Origin of the sequence: Streptomyces sp. NPDC000983, from assembly GCF_040299205.1 — a bacterium.
GTDB lineage: Bacteria > Actinomycetota > Actinomycetes > Streptomycetales > Streptomycetaceae > Streptomyces.
Genome location: NZ_JBEPBM010000018.1, coordinates 18238 through 42272, shown reverse-complemented (window position 1 = coordinate 42272; position 24035 = coordinate 18238). Strand labels below are relative to the sequence as shown.

The following is a 24035-nucleotide window of genomic DNA, read 5'->3' as shown; positions in this document are numbered from 1 at the left end:
ATCAAGGATGGGGCGGGGCCGCCGAGGGGTGGGTGGTCGCGGCCAGCAGGAGCTTGGCGGCGCCGCGTACCGCCGCGGTGTGCGGGGCCGGCACGGGGCTGACGGGGGCGTGCAGCCGGTCGGCGAGGCGGTAGGTCAGGTCGGGGCGCAGGGCGCCGCCGCCGGCCAGCAGCGCGCCCGCCCGCAGGGCGTCGAAGACCTGGGACGTGGAGTCCTCCGCCAGCATCGCGGTCACCATGGCGACCACCGCGTCGACGATCCGGGCGGGCGGGGTGGAGCCGTCCAGGTCCCCGGTACCCAGCGCGGTGTGCCGGGCGTCGGTCACCGCGCCGTCGACGAGGAGCGCCACCTCGGTGAGGTGGGCTCCGAGGTCGACGACGAGCAGGGGACGGGACTGGTCGGCGCCGGCCGCCATGGCCACGGCGCGCGGGGCCGGGACGGTCAGCACGGTCCGCGGCCCGAGGACCTCCACCGCGGCGCGGGCCGCGGCCCGGAAGGCGTTCCCGCCGAGCACCGGAGCGGTCAGCACGATCACGCGCCGGCCGAACCGGGGCATGCGGTGGCCGAGCATCCGGTCGAGCATGAGGGCCGTACCCGGGGTGTCGACGATCACCCCGCGCCGGACCGGGTGGATGTCACCGTCGCCGGGGAACGTCACCGTGGGCATGTCGAGGACACCCCGCCGGCCCGCGATCCAGGCCCGCGTGCGGGAGCTGCCCAGGTCGAGGGCGAGGCCCGAACACCCGAGCCGCCGGGGCCGGGGGAGGTGCCAGGAGGCCGGTGCCGTGGTCATCGGTCGGCCTCCCGCACCTGCTGGCAGCGGGCGCAGTAGCGGGCCTGCGGCACGATCATCAGCCGTTCCCGGGCGACGGGCCGCCGGCACAGCCGACAGGCCCCGTACCGGCCCTGGTCCATCCGGGAGAGCGCGGCCTCCACATCGGCCAGGACCATACGGGCCGACGCGGCGAGCTTCTCCCGTACCTCGGTCAGGGACGCGGCCCCCTCGTCGGACGGCCCCTCCGCGCGGCCCGCGGCGACGCACGCGGCACCGGCGATCTGCCGCAACTGCTCCTGGCGGAACAGCCGCTGCTCGTGCAGGTTCTCGCGGAGCGCGGCGAGGTCCTCGGCGGACAGGGACGACGTGCCGTGGTCGGCGACGGTACGGCGGTTCATCACTTCACCCCTCGGGACGCGGGAGACGGCGGAACGGGCGGGCGGGGCCCGGAGGTCAGACCCCGGTCCGCTGGCAGGGCACGCAGAACCGGGTGTACGGCAGGATCTCCAGCCGCTCCACCGGGATGGTCCGCTCGCAGCCCCGGCAGACCCCGTAGCTGCCGTCCTCGACGCGCGTGAACGCGTCGTCGATCTCCTTGAGGACCCGCTCGATGGTCTCCCGCTGCGCCGACATCATGTGCTCGTCGGCGCTCGGCCCGGCCTCACCGACGGCCCGCAGCTGCGTCAGCCGCGCGTTCCGCTCGTGTTCGAGGCGCTGGTGGACGTCGTGCGCGGGCAGACGCTCGGGACGGGCTTCGGCGCGCGGCGTGTCGAGCGACATGGTGCGACCTTCCTTCTCTCCGCAACGGGGGCGTACGGCACCACAGGGGCGTACGTCGAGGGCGCGGCACGGGAGGCCCCGGCCGTCGCCCTCGACGGGCCGACCGGGGGGAACGGCCGGCCCGCTGCTCCCACCGTGGCCGAAGCGCCGCGCGAATCCCATCGGGTCCGATACCCATCTGTGCCGGGTCCCGCCGCCCATCCGGCCCTGGGCACGACACGCCCCGGAAATGGGGCCTGCGCCCCATCGACGGCCCTGTGCGGGGCAGGGCAGCCTGGAGCCGCGAGCCGGTCGGGACCGGCGACAGCGGTTCACGCCAGGAGTGCGCGGTGACCGACAGTGGAGACACAGAGCCGTGTCACATAGGAAGGCGTCACCCCGGTGTCCTTGTTCTGGCGGATCTTCGCTCTCAACGCGGTGGTGCTGAGCACCGCCACCGCGCTGCTGCTGTGGGCTCCGGTGACCGTCTCCGTACCGGTCGTGCTCACCGAGGCGGTCATCCTCGTGGCGGGCCTCGCCGTGATGCTGGTCGCCAACGCCGCCCTGCTGCGGATCGGACTGGCCCCACTGGACCGGCTCACCAAGCTGATGACCACCGTCGATCTGCTGCGCCCCGGACACCGGCTGCCCGAGAACGGCCGCGGGGAGATCGCCGAACTGGTCCGCACCTTCAACGCCATGCTCGCCCGCCTGGAGCACGAACGGGCCACCAGCAGCGCACGCGTCCTGCTCGCCCAGGAGGGCGAACGCCGCCGTATCGCCCAGGACCTCCACGACGAGGTCGGCCAGAGCATGACCGCGATCCTGCTCGGCCTGGAGCGCGCGGCCGACGAGGCGCACGAGCCCCTGCGCGGTGAGCTGAGACAGGCCCAGGAGATCACCCGGGAGAGCCTGGACGAGGTCCGCCGCCTGGTCCGCCGGCTCCGCCCGGGCGTCCTGGACGACCTCGGGCTGATCAGCGCCCTCACCTCGCTGACCACCGAGTTCGCCACCCACGCCGGCCTGCGGGTGCGGCGCAGCTTCGACACCGACCTGCCCGCCCTGGACGACCAGACGGAGCTGGTGCTCTACCGCGTGGCCCAGGAGGCGCTCACCAACGCCGCCCGGCACGCCGAGGCGGGCCATGTCGAGGTGAGCCTGCACCACGGCACGGGAACGGTGGTCCTCTCGGTCGTCGACGACGGCCGCGGCACCGGCGTCCCGCGCGAGGGCGCCGGCATCCGCGGCATGCGTGAGCGGGCCCTGCTGGTCGGGGCCACGCTGGAGATCACCTCCCGACCCGGGGCCGGCACACGGATCCGACTGACCGTGCCCGTCCCCAGAAAGCCGTCACCATGACCCAGCCGCCCAAGGTCCGCATCCTCCTCGCCGACGACCACGCGCTGGTCCGCCGCGGGGTGCGCCTCATCCTCGAACGCGAACCGGATCTGGAGGTCGTCGCCGAGGCCGGTGACGGCGCCGAGGCCGTCGGCCTGGCCCGCACCCACGACGTCGACCTCGCCGTGCTGGACGTCGCCATGCCCCGTATGACCGGCCTCCAGGCCGCGCGGGAACTCGTCGGCATCAGGCCGGGCCTGAAGGTGCTGATGCTGACCATGCACGACAACGAGCAGTACTTCTTCCAGGCGCTCAAGGCCGGCGCCAGCGGATACGTACTGAAGTCCGTGGCCGACCGCGACCTGGTCGCCGCCTGCCGGTCGGCCATGCGCGACGAGCCGTTCCTCTACCCGGGCGCGGTCACCGCCCTCATCCGCAACTACCTCGACCGGGTCCGCCACGGCGAGGAACCCCCCGACCGGGTGCTGACCGTCCGCGAGGAGGAGGTGCTCAAGCTGGTGGCGGAGGGCCACTCCTCCAAGGAGATCGCCGAGATGCTCTTCATCAGCATCAAGACCGTCCACCGGCACCGGGCGAACCTCCTGCACAAGCTCGGCCTGCGCGACCGGCTGGAACTCACCCGCTACGCGATCCGGGCCGGCCTGATCGAGCCCTGATCCTCCCGACCGCCTCAAGGCCCCGGCTGCCCACTCCCCGGCCGGGGCCTTGAGGCTCATCACGCCCATCACGCCCATCACCGCACCGGCACCGGCACGCACCGAGGAGGGGACGGCCCGGCATGACACGCTCCACGCACACCGCCCCCGGCCTGCGCGCCGCAGCGGCGATCACCGCACTCCTCGCCCTGCTGACGGCCCTGCTCGCCGCCCCGGCCCACGCCGGACGGCACGAACGCTCCCCGTCGTGGGCCGGGGCCGCTCCCTACGCCGACCAGGCCCTCCGCGCCGACGACACCGCCGCCGCACTCCGAAGCCTCACCGCCCTCACCGCCCGCGACACCGGTGAGCGCCCCTCCCCGCCCGGCCCCGCCACGGTCCCCGCCCGCCGCACGACCGCCGGCCCGCACGCGCCCGCCGTCACACCCTCCCAGCAGCCCCCGGCACCCCGCCCCACGCGGAAGGCGGCCCGGCACCCGCTGCGGGCACCCCCTCCACCTCCAGGCACCGAAGTCACCACCACCCCCTTCCCCTGACCGCGGTCACCCACCTGGCCGCGGCGTGCCTGCCGGAGGCCCGTGTGAAACGACGTCCGCGCGTACGGGGGCTGCTCGCCCTCGTCGCCGTAGCCCTGTCCCTCTACGTCACCCTGACCGTCCCCGTCGACCTCGGGCTCGACCTGCGGGGCGGTACCCGCATCGTGCTGGAGACCCGGCCCGCCGACACCGCGGCGACGGACGGCGAGGTCACCGACCGCACCGCCGAAGTGCTGCGCGGCCGCATCGACGCCCTCGGCGTCACCGAACCCACCGTCACCCGCTCCGGGGACGACCGGATCGTCGTCGACCTGCCCGGCGTCCAGGACCCGGCCGAGGCCGCCGCCGTCCTCGGCCGCACCGCCCAGCTCTCCTTCCACCAGGTGCTCGGCACGGGCGACGACCCGCAGCACCCCCTGCCCAAGCGGCCCCGCGCACAGGTCCTCCCCGACGAGACCGGCCGCCCCCTGCGTCTCCAGGCGCCCCTCCTGACCGGCGACGACGTCGAGGAGGCGGCCGCCCGCCTCGACCCCGCCGGCGGCGCCGGCTGGCACGTCACCCTCGACTTCAAGGACTCCGGCCGGTCCGGCTGGGCCCGCCTCACCGGAGAGGCCGCCTGCCAACCGGTGGGAGACCCGGCCCGCCGCGTCGCCATCGCCCTCGACGACCGGATCATCTCCTCGCCGCAGGTCGACCCCTCGGTCGGCTGCCGCACCGGCATCGGCGGCGGCTCCACCCTGATCACCGGCTCCTTCGACGCCGACGAGGCACGCGAACTGGCCCTGCTCATCAACGGCGGGGCCCTGCCGGTACCGGTCGAGACCGTCGAACAGCGCACCGTCGGCGCCACCCTGGGGGAGCGGGCCATCGAGGCGAGCGCCTGGGCCGCCGCCGTCGGCACCGCCCTGACCGCCCTGTTCGTCATCGCCGTCTACCGGCTCGTCGGCGTCCTCGCCACCGTCGCCCTGGCCTGCTACGGCCTGATCTCCTACGCCGCCCTGGCCGCCCTCGGCGCCACCCTCACCCTGCCCGGACTCGCCGGGTTCGTGCTGGCCATCGGCATGGCCGTGGACGCCAACGTCCTCGTCTTCGAACGCGCCCGCGAGGAGTACGCCGTACGCCACCGGCCCACCGCGCGCTCGTCCCTGGCCGCCGGGTTCCGCGGCGCCTTCGGGGCGATCGCCGACTCCAACGTCACCACCCTCATCGCCGCCGGCCTGCTGTTCCTGCTGGCCTCCGGGCCCGTGAAGGGCTTCGGCGTCACCCTGGGCATCGGCGTCCTCGCCTCCATGTTCAGCGCGCTGGTGGTCACCCGCGCACTCGCCGAGTACGCCGTGGCACGCCCCGCGCTGCGCCGCCGGCCCCGTCTCACCGGCATCGCGCACACCGGCGCCGTCCGCGCCCGCCTCGCCCGGGCCCGCCCCCGGCTGCTGCGCCGGCCCCGCCGCTGGCTGGCCGTCTCCGCGGTCGCGCTGGTGCTGGCCGGCTCCGGGATCGCCCTGCGCGGGCTCGACCTCGGCGTCGAGTTCACCGGCGGCCGCCTCATCGAGTACGCCGCCCCGGCCGGGCCCGACCGGGCTCGCGCCGCACTCGCCGACGCCGGGTTCCCGCAGGCCGTCGTGCAGTCCTCCGGCGACGGCCTGGTCACCGTGCGGACGGGGCCGCTCACCGACGCGCGGGCCGCGGAGATCACCGACGTGGTCCGGGGACTGAGCGGCGGCGCGGAGAAGCTCCGCGACGAGGCCGTCGGCCCGAGCCTCGGCGACGAGCTGCGCCGGGGCGCCCTGATCGCCCTCGCCGTGGCCCTGGGCGCCCAGCTCGTCTACCTCGCGGCACGGTTCCGCCCGCTGCTCGGCACCGCGGCGGTCGCCGCGCTCGCCCATGACGTGGTGATCCTCGTCGGCGTCTTCGCCTGGCTGGACAAACCGGTGGACGGTGTCTTCCTCGCCGCGCTCCTGACCGTCATCGGCTACTCGGTCAACGACTCCGTCGTGGTCTTCGACCGCGTCCGCGAACTCAGCCGCCGAGACCGTACGGCACCCCTGTCCCGCATCGCCGACCAGGCGCTGCTGCAGACCCTGCCCCGGACCGTCCACACCGGTATGGGCGCGGCCTTCATCGTCACCGCGCTGGTCGTACTCGGCGGCGACTCCCTGACGGACTTCGCCCTCGCGCTCCTGATCGGACTGGCGGTAGGCACGTACTCGTCCCTCTTCACCGCCCTGCCGCTTGCCATCGAGTTCCACGACCGAAGGTGACGTCTTCCGCCCCCGCCGCCCCTTCCCGTCCCGACCCCGGGGGCTCCGCCCCCGGACCCCCGTTCGGCCCCGAAAGGGCCTCGTCCTCAATCGCCGGACGGGCTGAAAGTGCCGGTTGCGGCTGAATTCAGCCCCTCCGGCGTTTGAGGAGCGGGGGTCAGGGGGCGGAGCCCCCTGGGTCGGGACGGGAAGGGGCGGCGGGGGCGGAGAAAGTGCCGGTTCGGGGGTTGGATCAGATGCCGGCTGCTGTTGACAGGTCCTGCTTGATTGCGGTGAGCAGTTCGCTCGCTCGCTTCCGGGCCGCCGGGAGGGCGGAGTGGTCGGTGACCGGGACCACGACCTCCAGGTAGCACTTGAGCTTGGGCTCGGTGCCGCTGGGGCGGACGATGACCCGGGCCCCGTCCAGGGTGTAGCGCAGGCCGTCCGTGGGCGGCAGCCGGTCCGTGCCCCGCGTCAGGTCCTCGGCACGGGTGACCGCGAGACCCGCCAGCTCGGCCGGCGGCCGCTCACGCAGCCTGCTCATGGCGTCCGCGATGACCGACAGGTCCTCCACCCGCACCGAGAGCTGGTCGGTGGCGTGCAGGCCGTGCTCCACGGCGAGGTCGTCGAGGAGATCCAGCAGGGTCCGGCCCCGCTCCTTCAGCTCGGAGGCCAGCTCGGCGACGAGCAGCGCGGCCGTGATGCCGTCCTTGTCCCGCACCCCGTCGGGGTCGACGCAGTAGCCGAGGGCCTCCTCGTAGCCGTAGCGCAGGCCCTCGACACGGGCGATCCACTTGAACCCGGTGAGGGTCTCCTCGTACGGCAGACCCGCCTTCCCGGCGATCCGCCCGAGCAGCGAGGAGGAGACGATGGACTCGGCGAACGTGCCGCGCGCGCCGCGCCGGACCAGGTGCGCCGCGAGCAGCGCGCCGACCTCGTCGCCGCGCAGCATCCGCCAGTCGCCGCCGTCCGGGACGGCCACGGCACAGCGGTCGGCGTCCGGGTCGTTGGCGATGACGAGGTCGGGGGCCGTCTCGCGGGCCTTGGCGAAGGAGAGGTCCATCGCGCCGGGCTCTTCCGGGTTGGGGAAGGCGACGGTGGGGAACTCCGGGTCCGGCTCGGCCTGCTCGGCGACCAGCTCCGGCGCCGGGAACCCGGCCCGGGCGAACGCGGCGAGCAGGACGTCCTTGCCGACGCCGTGCATGGCCGTGTACACCGTGCGGGCGGTACGCGGGGAGTCCGCGGCGAGGACCGCGTCGGTGCGGGCGAGGTAGGCGTCCAGGACGCTGTCGTCGAGGGTCTCCCAGCCGTCGGAGGGGCGGGGGACGTCGGCGAGGGAGGCGACCGCGTCGATCTCGGCGGCGATCTTGGCGTCGGCGGGCGGCACGATCTGGGAGCCGTCGCCGAGGTAGACCTTGTAGCCGTTGTCGCGGGGCGGGTTGTGGCTCGCGGTGACCTCGACCCCGGCGACCGCGCCGAGGTGCCTTATGGCGAAGGCCAGGACGGGGGTCGGCAGCGGGCGGGGGAGTACGGCGGCCCGGAGGCCGGCGCCGGTCATCACGGCCGCGGTGTCGCGGGCGAACTCCTCCGACTTGTGCCGGGCGTCGTAGCCGATGACGACGAGGCCGCCGGAGCTGCCCTCGGCCTTGAGGTACGCGGCGAGGCCGGCGGCGGCGCGGATCACGACGGTGCGGTTCATGCGCATCGGGCCGGCGCCGAGTTCGCCGCGGAGGCCGGCGGTGCCGAACTGGAGGGTGCCGGCGAAGCGGGCGGTGAGTTCGGTGACGTCGCCGGTCTCGATGAGCCCGGCGAGTTCGGTCCGGGTCTCCGGGTCGGGGTCCTCGGCCAGCCACGCCTCGGCCCGGGCGATGAGATCGTCGTGCACGACGGGTCAACCTCTCGGTGTGTTCGAGTGATGTCTTCCGCCCCCGCCGCCCCTTCCCGTCCCGACCCCGGGGGCTCCGCCCCCGGACCCCCGTTCGGCCCTGAAGGGGCCTCGTCCTCAATCGCCGGACGGGCTGAAAGTGCCGGTTGCGGCTGAATTCAGCCCCTCCGGCGTTTGAGGAGCGGGGGTCAGGGGGCGGAGCCCCCTGGGGTCGGGACGGGAAGGGGCGGCGGGGGCGACTGAGAGCCGTTACAGCCGGTCCAGCACCCGCGTCAGCAGCTCACCCATCCGGGTGGCACTGTCACGGCCGGCCTGGAGGACCTCCTCGTGGTTGAGGGGCTCCCCCGTCATCCCCGCGGCGAGATTCGTCACCAGCGAGATCCCCAGCACCTCGGCCCCCGCCTCCCGCGCCGCGATGGCCTCCAGCACCGTCGACATCCCCACCAGGTCCGCCCCGATGACCCGAGCCATCCGGATCTCCGCCGGGGTCTCGTAGTGCGGGCCGGGGAACTGGGCGTAGACACCCTCCTCCAGCGTCCCGTCGATCTCCTTGCACAGCGCCCGCAGCCGCGGCGAGTACAGGTCCGTCAGGTCCACGAAGTTCGCGCCCACGATCGGCGACGTCGCGGTCAGGTTGATGTGGTCGCTGATCAGCACCGGCTGACCCGGCCGCATGCCCTCCCGCAGACCGCCGCAGCCGTTGGTCAGCACGACCGTCTTGCAGCCCGCGGCGACCGCGGTCCGCACCCCGTGCGCGACCGCGGCCACGCCCCGGCCCTCGTAGTAGTGCGTACGGCCGAGGAAGACCAGCGCACGCTTGTCGCCGATCCGGTACGAGCGGACCTTGCCGCCGTGGCCGGCGACCGCGGGCGGCGGGAACCCGGGCAGCTCGGTGACCTGGAACTCCGCGTCGGGGGCGCCGAGCGCGTCCACGGCCGGAGCCCAGCCGGAGCCCATCACGAGGGCGACGTCGTGGGTCTCGGCGCCCGTCAGTTCGCGCAGGCGAACGGCGGCGGCGTCGGCGGCGGCGTAGGGGTCGCCCTGGATGTCGTCCGGAAGAAGAGATGCGTTCACGCGACGAGGGTAGCCGGTCAATGCCTACGCGCGTAGATGACAGAGCCCACGGGATGGCGATCGTTGTCTTGTTGTTTCCGACGAAGAGGACACGCCGACCCGCCCGCTGCGGGCCTCAGCAGGGCCGTTTGCGCAGCTCCATCACATAGTCGTGGGGCGCGCCCGCGGACTCCGCCGCGTCGGCGACCTCACCCAGGTAGCGGGCCGAGGGCAGGCCGCCCTCGTAGCCGTTGAGGACGTACGTCCAGGCCGACGCCTCGCCGTCCAGGGTGAGCACCCTCACCCGGGTCCGGCGGTACACCCCGAGGCCCACGCCCTCCCAGCGGTCCAGCGACTCCTCGTCCATGGGGGCGATGTCGTACAGCGCGACGAAGACCTGCGAATCGGCGTCCTCGGCGAGCGTCGCCAGGGCGCCCTCCCAGCCCATCTGCTCACCGCCGAAGGTCAGCCGCCACCCGTTCAGCCAGCCGGTGGCGCGCAACGGCGAATGCGGGGCGCGGCGCGTCATCAGCCGGGCGTCGAGGTTGCCGGCGTAGGCGGCGTAGAGCGACATGGGGAGAGGGTACGGCAGGCGCAACGGCCGTCCCTCCCGTAACAGTGGGGTCTCGGGAGGGCCCCTGGGCAGGAGCACCGGGGCGCGTGCGGGACAATGGAGTACGTGACTCGGATCGTGATCATCGGTGGCGGACCCGGCGGATACGAAGCGGCGCTGGTCGCCGCTCAGCTCGGCGCGGAGGTGACCGTCGTCGACTGCGACGGTCTGGGCGGGGCGTCGGTGCTCACCGACTGCGTGCCGTCGAAGACCCTGATCGCCACGGCCGAGGTGATGACCACCTTCGACTCCTCCTACGAGGAGCTGGGCATCATCGTCGCCGACGACACCCCGCACGTCGACACGCCCGCCCGGGTCGTCGGCGTGGACCTCGGCAAGGTCAACCGCCGGGTGAAGCGGCTCGCGCTCGCCCAGTCGCACGACATCACCGCCGCCGTCACCCGTGCGGGCGCCCGCGTCATGCGCGGCCGGGCCCGGCTCGACGGCATGCAGGCCCTCGACGGCTCCCGCAAGGTGGTCGTCGCCGCGGCCGACGGCACCGAGGAGACCCTCGTCGCCGACGCCGTCCTCATCGCCACCGGCGGCCACCCGCGCGAGGTGCCGGACGCCCAGCCCGACGGCGAGCGCATCCTCAACTGGACGCAGGTCTACGACCTCGACGAACTGCCCGAGGAACTCATCGTGGTCGGTTCCGGTGTGACCGGCGCCGAGTTCGCCGGCGCCTACCAGGCACTCGGCTCCAAGGTGACCCTCGTCTCCTCCCGCGACCGGGTGCTGCCGGGCGAGGACCCGGACGCCGCCGCCGTCCTGGAGGACGTCTTCCGCCGCCGCGGCATGAACGTCATGGCCCGTTCCCGCGCCGCCGCCGCCAAGCGCGTCGGCGACCGCGTCGAGGTCACCCTCGCCGACGGCCGCGTCATCACCGGCTCGCACTGTCTGATGGCCGTCGGCGCCATCCCGAACAGCGCCGGACTGGGCCTGGAGGAGGCCGGCGTCAGGCTCCGCGACTCCGGCCACATCTGGACCGACAAGGTCTCCCGCACCACCGCCCCCGGCGTGTACGCGGCCGGCGACGTCACCGGCGTCTTCGCACTCGCCTCCGTCGCCGCGATGCAGGGCCGGATCGCGATGTACCACTTCCTCGGTGACGCGGTCGCCCCGCTGAACCTCAAGACGGTCTCCTCGAACGTCTTCACCGACCCCGAGATCGCCACCGTCGGCTACAGCCAGGCGGACGTGGACGCCGGCAAGATCGACGCGCGCGTGGTCAAGCTGCCCCTGCTGCGCAACCCGCGCGCCAAGATGCAGGGCATCCGGGACGGCTTCGTCAAGATCTTCTGCCGCCCCGGCACCGGCATCGTGGTCGGCGGTGTGGTCGTGGCGCCCCGCGCCTCGGAACTCATCCATCCGATCTCGATCGCCGTCGACAACAATCTGACGGTCGAACAGATCGCGAACGCGTTCACCGTGTACCCGTCTCTTTCGGGGTCGATCGCCGAGGTCGCACGGCAGCTGCACACCCGCAAGGCCGGCGGCGAGGGCTGACGGCTCGAACCGACTCCCCGCTGGTCACGGGGAGTTGTCGAGCATGCGTACGGCATAGGCGCCCGGGTTAAGCCCTATACCACTTCCCGTATCACCGTGCGAACAACTTCTGTAATTCGGCGCAAACTGCTGAAACCAGACGGTCGTTGGGGTTACTGTCAGTTTCGTGTTCGCTGCAGAACGTCGCCAATTGATCCTCGAAATGGTGCGAGCGAACGGGGCCGTGTCGCTCCGTGAACTCGCCCGCGTCGTCCAGACCTCCGAAGTGACCGTACGGCGGGACGTGCGCGCTCTGGAGGCAGAAGGACTCCTCGACCGCCGGCATGGCGGTGCGGTATTGCCGGGCGGGTTCACGCGGGAGTCCGGCTTTCCGCAGAAGTCACATCTCGCGACCGCCGAGAAGACGGCCATCGCCGACCTCGCCGCGAACTTCGTCGAAGAGGGCGAGGCCATCGTGGTCGGGGCCGGTACGACCACCCAGGAGCTGGCCCGCCGGCTGGCCCGGGTGCCCGGTCTGACCGTCGTCACCAACTCCCTGCTGGTGGCCCAGGCGCTGGCCCACGCCAACCGCGTGGAGGTCGTGATGACCGGCGGTACCCTCCGCGGTTCCAACTACGCCCTCGTCGGCTCCGGCGCGGAGCAGTCCCTGCAGGGGCTGCGGGTCTCCCGGGCCTTCCTGTCCGGGAGCGGGCTCACCGCCGAGCGCGGTCTCTCCACGTCCAACATGCTCTCGGCGTCCGTCGACCGGGCGCTGGTGCAGGCGGCGGCGGAGGTCGTCGTGCTCGCCGATCACACCAAGCTCGGTACGGACACGATGTTCCAGACCGTGCCCACGGATGTGATCACGCGGCTGGTAACCGACGAGCCGCCGGGGCATGACGACCGCGCCCAGACCGAGCTGCAGGCCCTTGCCGATCAGGGGGTGCAGATCGCCGTGGCCGGGGCGAGTGGGGGGCAGGGGGGAGATGAGGTTCCGGCGGCGCGGAGGGCTCGGGCGGTGCCGGGCCCTCGGCGGGCGGCGCCGGGGATTCGGTCCACGGTGCTGGGGGAGAGGGAGCGGGAGCCTGTCCCGGGGGCCGAGCGGGCTCGGGTGGCTGATTTGCGGCGTCGCTGAGCGCTTCGCTGTGATGTGGCAGGGGGGTTGTGTGTTGGGTGCGGCGCCTGTTGTGGCTGGTCGCGCAGTTCCCCGCGCCCCTGGGTGAGTGGGGGTGCGTGTTGGGGGTTTGTGCGGCGCCGTCGTGGCTTGTCGCGCAGTTCCCCGCGCCCCTAGGTGGGTTTGCCCGGGCGGGGTTGGTCGGCTGGGTGGGTTTGCCCGGGCGGGGTTGGTTGGCTCGGGCTAGGGGTGGGCTGGTTTCAGGCCCTTGAGGGTTAGGTTGAGGAGTCGGTCGGTCAGGTGGGGGTCTCCTGGGGATTCCTCTGCTGCCAGAGCGATGGCGTGGGTCAGTTGGAGCAGGTCGGTGATGGCCACGTCGTTGCGGATCGTGCCCTGTTGCTGGGCTCGGGTCAGTAGGGTCGTGCCTGCTTCGCGGATCGGGTCGCTGCATCGGGACAGGGCCGAACCGTTGTTGTTCGTCACCGACATCAGGGCCCGGGACAGGCCCCGGTACTCCACCGCGTGCTCGACCATCTCGCGCAGCCAGGTCACCAGGGCCGTGCACGGCTCCGCCGCCCCGCCCAGTTCACGGGCCCGGGCGAGCAGATCGCTCACCGCGTCCTCGAAGACCGCGCTCAGCAGGGCGTGACGGTTGGGGAAGTGACGGTAGAGCGTGCCGATACCGACGCCGGCCCGGCGGGCCACGTCCTCCAGCGAGGCGTCCGTACCGTGCGCGGCGAACGCGGAGCGGGCCTCGGACAGCAGGCGGTCGTAGTTGCGCCGGGCATCCGCACGCATCGCGCGCGGCGCGACCCGCGATGCCACCGCGTCGCCGTCCGCCATGGCTCCCACCTGCTCTCGTCCGCGCCAGGGTCTGTACTCAGGATGCCATCGCGGACCACGGCATCGGGGCGCCCGGCGGACCGTACCGCTTGGTCCGCCGGGCGCCCCGATGCCGGTGTCGCTCAGTCCTTGATCTCGCAGATCGGGGCGCCGGAGGTGAGGGAGCCGCCGACCGCGGCGGACAGGCCCTTGATGGTGCCGGACTTGTGGGCGTTGAGGGGCTGTTCCATCTTCATGGCTTCCAGGACGACGATCAGGTCGCCTTCCTTGACCTCCTGGCCCTCCTCGACGGCGACCTTGACGATGGTGCCCTGCATCGGGGAGGCGAGGGTGTCGCCGGAGGCGACGGGGCCGGACTTCTTCGCCGCGCGGCGCTTGGGGCGGGCGCCGGCCGCGAGGCCGGTGCGGGCCAGGGACATGCCCAGCGAGGACGGCAGGGAGACCTCCAGGCGCTTGCCGCCGACCTCGACGACGACCGTCTCCCGGCCCGATTCCTCGTCGCCCTCGGTGTCGGCGGGGGCGGCGAAGGGCTTGGTCTCGTTGACGAACTCGGTCTCGATCCACCGGGTGTGGACGGTGAACGGGTCGGCGGAGCCCGTCAGTTCGGGGGCGAAGGCGGGGTCGGTGACGACCGCGCGGTGGAAGGGGATGGCGGTGGCCATGCCCTCGACCCGGAACTCCGCCAGCGCCCGCGCCGCCCGCTCGAGGGCTTCCCTGCGGGTGCGGCCGGTGACGATCAGCTTGGCGAGCAGGGAGTCCCAGGCCGGGCCGATGACGCTGCCGGACTCCACGCCCGCGTCCAGGCGGACGCCGGGGCCGGTGGGCGCCTCGAAGAGGGTGACGGTGCCGGGGGCGGGCAGAAAGCCCCGGCCCGGGTCCTCGCCGTTGATGCGGAACTCGAAGGAGTGACCGCGCAGGGCGGGGTCGCCGTAGCCGAGTTCCTCGCCGTCGGCGATGCGGAACATCTCCCGTACCAGGTCGATGCCGGCGACCTCCTCGGTGACCGGGTGCTCGACCTGCAGGCGGGTGTTGACCTCCAGGAAGGAGATCGTGCCGTCCATGCCGACGAGGAACTCCACCGTGCCGGCGCCGACGTAGCCGGCCTCCTTGAGGATGGCCTTCGACGACGCGTACAGCTCCTCGACCTGCGCCTGCGACAGGAACGGCGCCGGGGCTTCCTCGACGAGTTTTTGGTGGCGGCGCTGCAGGGAGCAGTCACGGGTGGAGACCACGACCACGTTGCCGTGGGAGTCGGCCAGGCACTGGGTCTCCACATGGCGGGGCTTGTCGAGGTAGCGCTCGACGAAGCACTCGCCGCGGCCGAACGCGGCGACCGCCTCACGCACCGCCGACTCGTACAGCTCCGGCACTTCCTCCAGCGTGCGGGCCACCTTCAGGCCACGCCCGCCGCCGCCGAACGCGGCCTTGATCGCGATGGGCAGGCCGTGCTCCTTGGCGAACGCCACGACCTCCTCCGCACCCGCGACCGGGTCGGGGGTGCCCGCCACGAGCGGGGCGCCGGCGCGCTGGGCGATGTGCCGGGCGGCGACCTTGTCACCGAGGTCCCGGATCGCCTGCGGGGGCGGGCCGATCCAGATCAGGTCCGCGTCCAGGACCGCCTGCGCGAAGTCGGCGTTCTCCGACAGGAACCCGTAACCGGGGTGGATCGCGTCCGCCCCCGACTCACGGGCCGCGTTCAACACCTTGCCGATGTCCAGATAGCTGGTCGCCGGGGTGTCACCGCCCAGGGCGAACGCCTCATCCGCGGCGCGGACATGCAGAGCGTCCCGGTCCGGGTCGGCATAGACGGCCACGCTCGCGATACCGGCATCCCGGCACGCCCGGGCCACGCGGACAGCGATTTCGCCACGGTTGGCGATGAGCACCTTGCGCACGATTGAGGCTCCCTCCTTGAAACAAGCCGAGTTTAGGGACAGCCGACACGGCACTTCGACCCGTCCCCAATGGTGAGCTTGCCCACACGGAGCGTGATTCGAGGCTCGCTCGACCCGCGAAATCCCTTGTCGCACCGCGGTAACCAGGACTCCTCGGGGAAACCCTAGCCCTCTGATGTGGTCAAGGTCTCTGTGAGAGCGTGCCGCGCCGCACTCCGATTCTTTGTGGAGTCCCTACGAATGGCCCAATGATTCTTTGCCCCTCCCAGAACCCTTGTCCCGAGGTTTACCCGTTAGTAGCGTTCGCGATGTCTCGAACGTACTTGGAGTAACCGCAGTCCTGCTAGGACGGCGCTGGAGCCGCGGAAGTGGGTGGGGGCCGGTGGTGCGCAGACCGGTGGCATGGGTGGTGGCGGTCGTGCTGTTCGCCGAGGGGTTCGGCATCGCGGCGGTCCAGTGGTTCATGGGCGTCGTGGTCGACCGTCAGGACATGTCCCTCGCGGGCCTCGACCCGGACGTGATGTCGCTGTCCTCGAAGATCGGCGGCATCGCCTTCGGGCTCTACTTCGCGCTGTGCGGCCTGGTGGCCCTGCTGGTCGCCCTGCGGGACCGGCCGGCGTCGGCGCTGGGCCGGGCGCTGCTGATCAGCGCGGCGGTCGTGCACGGCCTGCTCGGCGCCTTCTCCTGGGGCCTCGTGGGATGGACCGCGTTCCTGTTCATGATGGTGGTGCTGGCACTGATCGTGCTGCTGCTCATGACGTACGAGGTCCGGCCGGAGCCGGCCGCACCGGCCGACGCCCGCCCGGAGAGCGGCCCCGAGCCGACGAACGGGGCGGCACCGGCGTGACGCGCCCCCTGCCGCGCCGCCGCTGAGGGAACGTCACCCGGCGGCGGGCGCGGTCACGTCCACAGGTCGGTGATCGGGGTGCCCAGCCGGCCCAGCAGCCGCCGCAGCAGCGGCAGGCTGATGCCGATGACATTGCCGTGGTCGCCGTCGATGCCGTCGATGAACGGGGCCGAGCGGCCGTCGAGCGTGAACGCCCCCGCGACGTGGAGGGGTTCGCCCGAGGCGACGTACGCGGCGATCTCCTCGTCGCTGGGCTCGCCGAACCGGACGACGGTGGAGGCGGTCGCGGAGGCGTACCGCCCGCTGACGGTGTCCCAGACGCAGTGGCCCGTCTGGAGCGTCCCGGCGCGGCCCCGCATGGCCTTCCAGCGCGCGGTGGCCTCCTCGGCGTCCGCGGGCTTGCCGAGCGCCGCGCCGTCCAGGTCGAGGACCGAGTCGCAGCCGATCACCAGGGCGCCCATGACCTCGGGCCGGGCCGCCACCACGGACGCCTTGGCCTCGGCGAGGGCGAGCGCCAGCTCGGCGGGGGTGGGTGCGGTGACGGCGTCCTCGTCGACGCCGCTCACGATCACCTCGGGGTCCAGACCGGCCTGGCGCAGCAGACCGAGCCGGGCGGGGGACTGGGAGGCGAGGACGAGCCGGCGGCGGGGCTGATCTGTCATGGGGTCAGCGTAGACCGGTGACCAGCATCGCGAGCACCATGGCCAGCGCGACGAACACGCCCAGTCTGCGCAGCATGTTCTGCATGTCGCGCAGCTCTTGGGGCGGCTCGTCTTCGGGGTCGGACCACAGCATGCCTCCAGGGTGCGGCCGGCCTGCGCCGGGCGCCTGAGTACGCGTACTCAAAGTGGCGCCCGGCATTCCACCTGGGCCGCGGGGTCAGCCGGGCCAGTGGCTGCGGGCCCAGGTCGTCGGCCCGGGCTGGGGCAGGCGGTGGGCGGCGATCCGGGACGGATCGGACCAGGCGTCCCTCGGGCGCTCCGCGCCGGACGGCACGGCCGCGGCCGCCGCGGCGCGGGCGCGGACCACCGCCAGGGCGGCGGCCAGCTCCTCCGGTGTCGGGTTGCCCCGCAGCACCTTGATCGTCATGACGGCTCCTGGGCTAGAGGGGGATGTTGCCGTGCTTCTTCGGGGGCAGGGAGGCCCGCTTGGTGCGCAGTTGGCGCAGTCCGCGGACGATGTGGCGGCGGGTCTCGGAGGGCATGATGACGGAGTCGACGTAGCCGCGTTCGGCCGCGATGTAGGGGTTGAGGAGGGTGTCCTCGTACTCCTGGATCAGGCGGGCGCGGGTGGTCTCGCCCTCGCCGGCGCTCTCCGCCTCGGCGATGGTGCGCCGGTGCAGGATGTTGACCGCGCCCTGCGCGCCCATCACCGCGATCTGCGCGGTCGGCCAGGCCAGGTTCAGGTCCGCGCCCAGGTGCTTGGAGCCCATCACGTCGTAGGCGCCGCCGAACGCCTTGCGGGTGATCACCGTGATCAGCGGGACCGTCGCCTCGGCGTAGGCGTAGATCAGCTTGGCGCCGCGGCGGATGATGCCGGTGTGCTCCTGGCCCACGCCGGGCAGGAAGCCGGGCACGTCCACGAAGGTCAGCACCGGCACGTTGAACGCGTCGCAGGTCCGCACGAACCGCGCGGCCTTCTCGCTCGCGTCGATGTCCAGGCAGCCCGCGAACTGCATCGGCTGGTTGGCCACGATGCCCACCGGCCGTCCCTCGACCCGCCCGAACCCGGTCAGGATGTTCGGCGCGAACAGCGGCTGCGTCTCGAAGAACTCCGCGTCGTCCAGGACGTGCTCGATGACCGTGTGCATGTCGTAGGGCTGGTTCGCGCTGTCCGGGACGATCACGTCCAGCTCGCGGTCCTCGTCCGACAGGTCGAGGTCCGCCTCCTCGGGGAACGCCGGCGCCTCGGAGAGGTTGTTCGAGGGCAGATACGACAGGAGCTGCTTGACGTACTCGACCGCGTCCTTCTCGTCGCCGGCCATGTGGTGCGCCACCCCGGAGACCGCGTTGTGGGTGCGCGCGCCGCCGAGTTCCTCGAAGCCGACGTCCTCGCCGGTGACCGTCTTGATGACGTCCGGGCCGGTGATGAACATGTGCGACGTCGAGTCGACCATCACGGTGAAGTCGGTGATGGCCGGTGAGTACACCGCGCCGCCCGCGCACGGCCCCACCACCAGGCTGATCTGCGGGATCACCCCCGAGGCGTGGGTGTTGCGGCGGAAGATCTCCCCGTACGCGCCCAGCGAGGCCACCCCCTCCTGGATACGGGCGCCGCCGGAGTCGTTGATGCCGATGACCGGGCAGCCCGTCTTCAGCGCGAAGTCCATCACCTTGACGATCTTCTGCCCGTACACCTCGCCCAGCGCGCCGCCGAACACGGTGAAGTCCTGCGAGAACACCGCCACCGGACGCCCGTCGACGGTGCCGTAGCCGACGACCACACCGTCCCCGTAGGGGCGGTTGTGCTCCAGGCCGAAGTTGGTCGAACGGTGCCGGGCGAACTCGTCCAGCTCCACGAACGACCCCTCGTCCAGGAGGAGTTCGATCCGCTCACGGGCCGTCAGCTTGCCCTTCGCGTGCTGCTTCTCCACCGCACGGGCCGAGCCGGCGTGTGTCGCTTCCTCGACACGACGCCGAAGATCCGCGAGCTTGCCCGCGGTGGTGTGGATGTCGATCTGCTCTTCCGGCTCGGACATCGGGATCGCGGCTCCCTGCCTGCTCAAAAGGGGGGACGGTTACTCATCCGTAGAGTAGTGGCGCGCCTACCGATCGGCAGTGCGGCGTTTACCACACCTAGGGTGGCTTGCATGACGCCTCAGGATGCCTCAGACGACAGCCGCTGGTCCGACCTGGACCGCCCTCCGCTCAACGCCGCGGCGCTGCGCCGCGCGCTGGTCCGCGACGGTGGACTGTGGAGCGGGGTGGAGGTGGTGCGGCGCACCGGGTCCACCAACAGCGACCTGGTGGCCCTGGCCGCCGCGGGCAAGGCCGCCGAGGGCGCGGTGCTGGTCGCGGAGGAGCAGGACGCCGGGCGGGGCCGCCTGGACCGGCAGTGGACGGCACCGGCCCGCTCCGGCCTGTTCTTCTCGGTGCTGCTGACCCCCGCCGAGGTCCCGGTGGCCCGCTGGGGCTGGCTGCCGCTGCTCACCGGGGTGGCGGTCGCGACGGGGCTGTCCCGGGCCGCCGGCGTCGACACGGCACTCAAGTGGCCCAACGACGTGCTGGTGACCGTCGACGGCGCGGAACGCAAGGCCGGCGGCATCCTCGCCGAGCGGGCCGGGGAGGACGGCGTGGTGGTCGGGGTCGGCATCAACGTCACCCTCGCCGCGGACGAGCTGCCGGTGCCCCAGGCGGGCTCGCTGGCCCTGGCGGGCGCCGCGAACACGGACCGCGACCCCCTGCTGCGGGCGGTGCTGCGGTCGCTGGAGGACTGGTACGGGCGCTGGCGCTCGGCCGGCGGCGACCCCTCGGCGAGCGGGCTGCTGGAGACCTACGCGGCGGGCTGCGCCACGCTGGGGCGGCAGGTGCGGGCGGAGCTGCCCGGTGACCGCACGCTGGTCGGCGAGGCCGTGGCGGTGGACGGGGACGGCCGGCTGGTGATCGCCACCGAGGACGGCGTACAGGCGCCGGTCGGCGCGGGCGACATCGTGCACCTGCGCCCGGCCTGAGCCGCGGTGGCCGGATCGGGCAGGTCTGCCCGGCCGGTGCCCGGGTACCCAGGCTCCCGGCGGAACGACCGCACGTACAGGACCGGACGCGATCGGGAAACCCTCGGCACCGCTCGACGGAGTGAGCTGGCGCACACCTGCCGTAGAGTTGGGGCCGGTCGATACCTGACCGCGGCAGATCGGAAGGGCAGCAGGCGTGACCGTCGACGACACGGGCTCCGGCATGGACCCTTACGCCGCCGACCCCGGCGAGGACCCCCTCGCCCTGCGTCTCGAACAGCTCATCCTCGGCGCGGAGCGGCGCTACACCCCTTTTCAGGCCGCCCGCAGCGCCGGTGTCTCCATGGAGCTGGCGTCCCGCTTCTGGCGGGCCATGGGCTTCGCCGACATCGGGCAGGCCAAGGCGCTGACCGAGGCCGACGTGCTGGCGTTGAGGCGTCTGGCGGGTCTGGTCGAGGCGGGGCTGCTGAGCGAGGCCATGGCCGTGCAGGTGGCCAGGTCCACCGGGCAGACCACCGCCCGGCTGGCCGAATGGCAGATCGACTCCTTCCTGGAGGGCCTGACCGAGCCCCCCGAGCCGGGCATGACCCGCACCGAGGTCACCTATCCGCTGGTCGAACTGCTCCTGCCCGAGCTGGAGGAGTTCCTCGTCTACGTGTGGCGGCGGCAGCTCGCCGCCGCGACCGGCCGGGTCGTGCAGGCCGCCGACGACGAGGAGATGGTCGACCGGCGCCTGGCCGTCGGCTTCGCCGACCTGGTCGGCTTCACCCGGCTGACCCGGCGGATGGAGGAGGAGGAGCTCGGCGAGCTCGTCGAGGCCTTCGAGACCACCGCCGCCGACCTGGTGGCCGCCCGCGGCGGACGGCTCATCAAGACGCTCGGCGACGAGGTGCTCTACGCCGCCGACGACGCGGGCGTCGCCGCCGAGATCGCGATCCGGCTGATCGAGACCATGGCGAACGACGAGACCATGCCCGAACTGCGGGTCGGCATCGCCTTCGGCACGGTCACCACCCGGATGGGCGATGTCTTCGGCACCACCGTGAACCTGGCCTCCCGGCTGACGTCGATAGCGCCCCGGGACGCCGTCCTGGTCGACAGCGCCTTCGCCGAGGAGCTGATCAGGACCGGTGAGGCACCCGCCTCCGAGGCGGAGGCGGCGGAGGCCGCCGCGGCCGCCGAGAAGGAGGGCGAGGAGCCGCCGGTGTACCGCTTCGCGCTCCAGCCGATGTGGCAGCGGCCCGTCCGCGGCCTCGGCGTCGTCGAACCCTGGCTCCTCTCCCGCCGGGACGCGCCTCCGCTCTAGGTCGTGTCTGACAATTCCCGTCGTCGCCCGCAGGGCAGACGGGAATTGTCAGACACGACCTAGGCAGGCCCGCTCACGGACGCCGCGCGTCCAGCGTGTCCACGCACAGGCCGATCACCGGGATGCACACGCCGGGCAGGCCGGAGGGGCTGGGCGTCGGCTTCGGGCTCGGGGTCTGCGGGGGCCTGCTGCTCGTACCGGGCGCCGGGGCCGGCGCGGCCGCGGGCGGAGGTGCGGGGGCTGTCGTGGCGGCGGGCGGCTCGGGCGACTCGGTCGGCCCGGGCGCGGTGTCCGGGCGTCGCGGGGCGGGCGCCACCGGGTCCTGGGGCCGTACGGCCGTGGCGGGTGCCGTCGGCACGGGGCTCGCGGTCGCCGTGGGCGAGGCGGTGCGGCCGCCCTGGGCGGAGGTCGCCGAGGGGTCGGCCCGGGGGACGGTGTCCACGGTCGCGGCGGCGTTGGTGGCCCGGTCCGTACGGGGACCCGCGGTCCCCTCCCGGTCCGCCCAGGGTTCCGCCCCCGGCGCGCCGAGGGTGTCCGGCCCCGGTCCGGGGGACAGCCGTACGAGGGTCAGGGCGCCGGCCACCAGGGCCAGGCCGCCCGCCGCGAGCAGGACCTTGCGGGGGCGGGGCCTGCGGTGCCGGCCGCGCGGGCCGAAGAGCCGGGGCGCGGGTGAGTCCGAGGTGCCGTCCGTGGACACCGACTCCGGTGCCTGTGTCACCGCCATCACGATCCTCCCGGTGCGCCGTGGCGGACGCACGCTATGTGCTCCGGTGGGCGCCGGAGCGCGGTTTGCGGGCATGTCACCCGAACGGGGTGCCTTCCGTCGGGGCGGCCGGGCTGCGATGATCAGGGCGTCTGTTGTTAACCCGCGTTAACCGGAGGGTGTCATGAGCGAGGAGCGGTTCGGGGAGTTCGTGCTGGTGCGGCGGCACGGGGACGGCGGGCATGTCGCGGAACTCGCCCTGGACCGGCCCAAGGCCATGAACGCCGTCTCGACGGAGATGGCCCGTTCCGTCGGCGCGGCCTGCGCGGCCCTGGGCGCGGACCGGGAGGTACGGGTCGTGGTGCTGACCTCGACGCACGAGCGGGCGTTCTGCGTCGGCGCCGACCTCAAGGAGCGGAACTCCTTCACCGACGCCGACCTGGTGCGCCAGCGGCCGGTGGCGCGCGGGGCGTACACCGGGGTGCTGGAGCTTCCGGTGCCGACGATCGCCGCGGTGCACGGGTTCGCGCTGGGCGGCGGGTTCGAGCTGGCGCTCTCCTGCGACCTGATCGTGGCCGACGCCACGGCCGTGGTGGGCCTGCCGGAGGTGTCGGTGGGCGTGATCCCGGGCGGCGGCGGTACGCAGTTGCTGCCGCGCCGGGTCGGGGCGGCCCGGGCGGCGGAGCTGATCTTCACGGCGCGGCGGCTGGAGGCCGCGGAGGCGCGGGAGTTGGGCCTGGTGGACCAGTTGGTCGAGGCCGGGCAGGACCGTACGGAGGCGCTCGCGCTGGCCGGGCGGATCGCCGCGAACTCGCCGGTGGGGCTGCGTGCGGCGAAGCGGGCGCTGCGGCTCGGGCACGGTCTTGACCTGCGCGCCGGCCTGGAGGTGGAGGACGCGGCCTGGCGGTCGGTGGCCTTCTCCGGGGACCGGGCGGAGGGTGTGGCCGCCTTCAACGAGAAGCGCAGGCCCGCCTGGCCGGGGGAGTGACGCCGGGGCGGCCGGGGACGGGCGAGGTCGGACCTGGGGGGCTACACCTGTTCGCCGTATCAATGTCCCTGTTTGTCGTGAACCTCCCTAGCCTGGGGTGATGGGAGAGGACGATCGGCTGGCGGCCGTTGTGGGGTTGGCGCAGGGGATGGCGGCGGCTCATGGCTCACGGGAAGCCTGGCGGGCCGCCGCGGGTGGGGCCTGCCGGGCGCTCGGCGGGAGCTTCGCCGCACTGTCGGTGTGGGAGCGGGAACTGGGGCGGCTGCGGGTGCTGGTGAACGTGGGGGACCGGGCCGCCGGTGAGGCGGAGTTCCCCGACGACGAGGCCTATCCCGTCCACCAGTTCCCGGAGATCACGGAGTTCCTGCACGAGCGGTGGGCCGGGGGCGGTGAGCCCGACGCCTGGGTGGAGACGGCCGAGGGGCCCGCGGCCGGCCGCCGCCCCGGGTACGTCCACCAGCGGGTGGCCGCGCTGCGCCGGCGCGGCCGGGGCTGCTGCGTCGTCGCGCCCATCGTGCTCAACGGCCGGGCCTGGGGCGAGCTCTACGTCGCCCGCCCGGCCGGCGTGCCCGTCTTCGAGCGAGCCGACGCCGACTTCGCCACCGTCCTCGCCGCGGTCGTCGCCGCCGGGATCGCGCAGGCGGAACGGCTGGAGGAGGCCCGGCGGCTGGCGTTCACGGACGCGCTGACCGGCCTCGCCAACCGGCGTGCCGTCGACGGGCGGCTGGACGAGGCGGTCGACCGGCACCGCCGGGACGGTGTCGTGGTCAGCCTCGTGGTCTGCGACCTGAACGGCCTCAAGCGCGTCAACGACACCCTCGGGCACGCCGTCGGCGACCGGCTGCTGGAGCGCTTCGGCTCGGTGCTCTCACTGTGCGGCGCCATGCTCCCCGGCACCCTCGCCGCCCGCCTCGGCGGCGACGAGTTCTGCCTCCTCGCGGTCGGCCCGTCGGCCGACGAGGTCGTCGGCGCCGCCGACGAACTGTGCCGCAGGGCGTCCGAGTTGGAGCTCGGTGACGGGGTCGCCTGCGGGGTCGCCTCCACGGGCGACCCCATCGGCCCGGTCCGCTCCGCCCGCCGCCTCTTCCGGCTGGCCGACGCCGCCCAGTACCGGGCCAAGGCCGTACACGCCGCGAAGCCGGTGGTCGCGGGCCGGGAGGGCCCCGACGACCCGGTCGTCCAGCTCGCCGACGAGCCCTCCGGGCAGCCGTCCACCGCCGAGCGCCGCCGGTTCCGGGGGCGCCGCTGACCGCCGGAGGCGGTAAGGGGCGAACCCGGCCCCCACTGGTGACATCTCGGAATTCACTGCGT

Annotated in this window: 24 protein-coding genes; 11 read left to right on the top strand and 13 right to left on the bottom strand. The window is 73.3% G+C overall.

The genetic code is table 11. The annotated features are described in order from the left end of the window. Position 1 precedes the first annotated feature (1 nt). Genes ABT296_RS21470 through ABT296_RS21460 form a run of 3 tightly spaced genes read right to left on the bottom strand, consistent with a single transcriptional unit; the run spans position 2 to position 1555 of the window. On the bottom strand, positions 2-793 hold the full coding sequence (locus tag ABT296_RS21470; protein WP_351929651.1) for a rod shape-determining protein: 792 nt from the start codon (positions 791-793) through the stop codon (positions 2-4). Continuing rightward, positions 790-1173 carry a TraR/DksA family transcriptional regulator gene (locus tag ABT296_RS21465; protein WP_351929649.1) on the bottom strand — a complete coding sequence of 128 codons (384 nt, stop codon included), beginning with the start codon at positions 1171-1173 and terminating at the stop codon, positions 790-792. Before ABT296_RS21465 ends, ABT296_RS21470 begins: the two co-directional genes overlap by 4 nt. Positions 1174-1228: 55 nt before the next feature. Continuing rightward, positions 1229-1555: a TraR/DksA family transcriptional regulator gene (locus ABT296_RS21460; RefSeq protein WP_351929647.1), complete on the bottom strand. Its 327-nt coding sequence runs from the start codon at positions 1553-1555 to the stop codon at positions 1229-1231. 381 nt (positions 1556-1936) lie between these two features. Between ABT296_RS21460 and ABT296_RS21455 the strand changes: the two genes are divergently transcribed. The 4 genes from ABT296_RS21455 to secD all read left to right on the top strand — a co-directional run bounded on the left by ABT296_RS21455 (position 1937) and on the right by secD (position 6343). Next, the gene (locus ABT296_RS21455) at positions 1937-2893 is read left to right on the top strand and encodes a HAMP domain-containing sensor histidine kinase (protein WP_351929645.1); all 957 of its coding nucleotides are present in this window, start codon (positions 1937-1939) and stop codon (positions 2891-2893) included. Next, entirely contained in the window at positions 2890-3549 is a 660-nt protein-coding gene (locus tag ABT296_RS21450) for a response regulator transcription factor (RefSeq protein WP_351929643.1), read from the top strand. The genes ABT296_RS21455 and ABT296_RS21450 overlap by 4 nt, the downstream gene beginning before the upstream one ends. Before the next feature lie 122 nt (positions 3550-3671). Beyond that, a complete protein-coding gene (locus ABT296_RS21445; protein ID WP_351929641.1) occupies positions 3672-4085 on the top strand; it encodes a hypothetical protein in 414 nt (137 codons plus the stop codon). 44 nt (positions 4086-4129) lie between these two features. Beyond that, positions 4130-6343: a protein translocase subunit SecD gene (gene secD / locus ABT296_RS21440; RefSeq protein WP_351929639.1), complete on the top strand. Its 2214-nt coding sequence runs from the start codon at positions 4130-4132 to the stop codon at positions 6341-6343. 232 nt (positions 6344-6575) lie between these two features. Here the strand turns inward: secD and ABT296_RS21435 are convergent, their stop codons facing one another. From ABT296_RS21435 to ABT296_RS21425, 3 genes are all read right to left on the bottom strand, one after another. After that, on the bottom strand, positions 6576-8207 hold the full coding sequence (locus tag ABT296_RS21435) for a phospho-sugar mutase (RefSeq protein ID WP_351929638.1): 1632 nt from the start codon (positions 8205-8207) through the stop codon (positions 6576-6578). A 249-nt stretch (positions 8208-8456) separates the two neighbouring features. Continuing rightward, positions 8457-9281: a purine-nucleoside phosphorylase gene (locus ABT296_RS21430; RefSeq protein WP_351929636.1), complete on the bottom strand. Its 825-nt coding sequence runs from the start codon at positions 9279-9281 to the stop codon at positions 8457-8459. A 115-nt stretch (positions 9282-9396) separates the two neighbouring features. Next, complete coding sequence (locus ABT296_RS21425; RefSeq protein WP_351929634.1) at positions 9397-9834, bottom strand: gamma-glutamylcyclotransferase family protein; 438 nt, start codon at positions 9832-9834, stop codon at positions 9397-9399. Positions 9835-9930: 96 nt separating this feature from the next. Here ABT296_RS21425 and ABT296_RS21420 point away from each other — a divergent pair, with 96 nt between their 5' ends. Together ABT296_RS21420 and ABT296_RS21415 are read left to right on the top strand one after the other, a co-directional pair. Then, positions 9931-11379, top strand: coding sequence for an NAD(P)H-quinone dehydrogenase (locus ABT296_RS21420; RefSeq protein ID WP_351929632.1), 1449 nt, complete (start codon positions 9931-9933; stop codon positions 11377-11379). A 190-nt stretch (positions 11380-11569) separates the two neighbouring features. Continuing rightward, positions 11570-12493 carry a DeoR/GlpR family DNA-binding transcription regulator gene (locus tag ABT296_RS21415; RefSeq protein ID WP_351929630.1) on the top strand — a complete coding sequence of 308 codons (924 nt, stop codon included), beginning with the start codon at positions 11570-11572 and terminating at the stop codon, positions 12491-12493. Between the two features lie 222 nt (positions 12494-12715). On the opposite strand, the gene ABT296_RS21410 is transcribed toward ABT296_RS21415, so the two are convergent. Further along, positions 12716-13270, bottom strand: coding sequence for a TetR/AcrR family transcriptional regulator (locus tag ABT296_RS21410; protein WP_351929855.1), 555 nt, complete (start codon positions 13268-13270; stop codon positions 12716-12718). Between the two features lie 167 nt (positions 13271-13437). Continuing rightward, positions 13438-15210 (bottom strand): acetyl/propionyl/methylcrotonyl-CoA carboxylase subunit alpha, encoded by a 1773-nt coding sequence (locus ABT296_RS21405; RefSeq protein ID WP_351929628.1) that lies wholly within the window; start codon positions 15208-15210, stop codon positions 13438-13440. Between the two features lie 382 nt (positions 15211-15592). Here ABT296_RS21405 and ABT296_RS21400 point away from each other — a divergent pair, with 382 nt between their 5' ends. After that, on the top strand, positions 15593-16057 hold the full coding sequence (locus tag ABT296_RS21400) for a hypothetical protein (protein WP_351929626.1): 465 nt from the start codon (positions 15593-15595) through the stop codon (positions 16055-16057). Between the two features lie 53 nt (positions 16058-16110). Here the strand turns inward: ABT296_RS21400 and ABT296_RS21395 are convergent, their stop codons facing one another. The 4 genes from ABT296_RS21395 to ABT296_RS21380 all read right to left on the bottom strand — a co-directional run bounded on the left by ABT296_RS21395 (position 16111) and on the right by ABT296_RS21380 (position 18755). Beyond that, positions 16111-16719 carry a nucleoside triphosphate pyrophosphatase gene (locus ABT296_RS21395; RefSeq protein WP_351929624.1) on the bottom strand — a complete coding sequence of 203 codons (609 nt, stop codon included), beginning with the start codon at positions 16717-16719 and terminating at the stop codon, positions 16111-16113. A 4-nt stretch (positions 16720-16723) separates the two neighbouring features. Next, positions 16724-16852, bottom strand: a complete 129-nt coding sequence (gene mmpB, locus ABT296_RS21390) for a morphogenic membrane protein MmpB (protein ID WP_351929622.1) — start codon at positions 16850-16852, stop codon at positions 16724-16726. 84 nt (positions 16853-16936) lie between these two features. Continuing rightward, on the bottom strand, positions 16937-17146 hold the full coding sequence (locus ABT296_RS21385; RefSeq protein ID WP_351929620.1) for an acyl-CoA carboxylase epsilon subunit: 210 nt from the start codon (positions 17144-17146) through the stop codon (positions 16937-16939). A gap of 13 nt (positions 17147-17159) precedes the next feature. Continuing rightward, a complete protein-coding gene (locus ABT296_RS21380; RefSeq protein ID WP_351929618.1) occupies positions 17160-18755 on the bottom strand; it encodes an acyl-CoA carboxylase subunit beta in 1596 nt (531 codons plus the stop codon). Between the two features lie 111 nt (positions 18756-18866). Here ABT296_RS21380 and ABT296_RS21375 point away from each other — a divergent pair, with 111 nt between their 5' ends. Both ABT296_RS21375 and ABT296_RS21370 read left to right on the top strand, forming a co-directional pair. After that, on the top strand, positions 18867-19727 hold the full coding sequence (locus tag ABT296_RS21375; RefSeq protein ID WP_351929616.1) for a biotin--[acetyl-CoA-carboxylase] ligase: 861 nt from the start codon (positions 18867-18869) through the stop codon (positions 19725-19727). A 196-nt stretch (positions 19728-19923) separates the two neighbouring features. Further along, complete coding sequence (locus ABT296_RS21370) at positions 19924-21033, top strand: adenylate/guanylate cyclase domain-containing protein (RefSeq protein ID WP_351929614.1); 1110 nt, start codon at positions 19924-19926, stop codon at positions 21031-21033. Positions 21034-21106: 73 nt separating this feature from the next. Here ABT296_RS21370 and ABT296_RS21365 read toward each other — a convergent pair whose 3' ends face one another. After that, positions 21107-21751, bottom strand: a complete 645-nt coding sequence (locus ABT296_RS21365; protein ID WP_351929612.1) for a hypothetical protein — start codon at positions 21749-21751, stop codon at positions 21107-21109. A 169-nt stretch (positions 21752-21920) separates the two neighbouring features. On the opposite strand from ABT296_RS21365, the gene ABT296_RS21360 reads away from it, so the two are divergent. Next, on the top strand, positions 21921-22724 hold the full coding sequence (locus tag ABT296_RS21360; protein WP_351929610.1) for an enoyl-CoA hydratase/isomerase family protein: 804 nt from the start codon (positions 21921-21923) through the stop codon (positions 22722-22724). 100 nt (positions 22725-22824) lie between these two features. Continuing rightward, positions 22825-23973, top strand: a complete 1149-nt coding sequence (locus tag ABT296_RS21355) for a GGDEF domain-containing protein (protein WP_351929608.1) — start codon at positions 22825-22827, stop codon at positions 23971-23973. Positions 23974-24035 lie beyond the last annotated feature (62 nt).